The sequence below is a fragment of the Halomonas marinisediminis genome, assembly GCF_004347715.1.
Classification (GTDB): Bacteria; Pseudomonadota; Gammaproteobacteria; order Pseudomonadales; family Halomonadaceae; genus Halomonas; species Halomonas icarae.
In genome coordinates this window covers 1-349 of the sequence record NZ_SLTR01000092.1, presented here as the reverse complement: position 1 = coordinate 349, position 349 = coordinate 1, and the positions used below count along the sequence as shown (strand labels likewise).

At 63.9% G+C, this 349-nt stretch carries 1 protein-coding gene; it reads right to left on the bottom strand.

Going from position 1 to position 349, the window contains the following annotated elements; all coding sequences use genetic code 11:
* Positions 1 to 96: 96 nt before the first annotated feature.
* Positions 97 to 349: hypothetical protein (locus tag E0702_RS15950; RefSeq protein WP_240721789.1), on the bottom strand; the 253-nt coding region annotated here is incomplete at its 5' end.

The following is a 349-nucleotide window of genomic DNA, read 5'->3' as shown; positions in this document are numbered from 1 at the left end:
TGCGCCGCGCGGCCTCGTCATCGCCGCGCAGGAACAGCGCCAGGAGCAGGGCCGCGACCGCAGGAATGAAGGTGATGATGGAAAGGAGGTTGTCCATTACTCTGCTCCGCCCCCGATCATCATCCAGGTGACCAGGATCGTGATGCCCAGCACCATGGCGAAGGCATAGTGGAAGAGGTAGCCCGACTGCGCCCGGCCCGCGAGCCGCGTGAAGAACGGAATGATCCCCATCGCGAGCCCGTTGATGCCGCCGTCGATGGTCGCCCCGTCCCCCTTGGTCCAGAGGAACCGCCCGATCGCCTTGGAAGGCTTCACGAAGACCGCGTCATAGATCTCGTCGAAATACCAC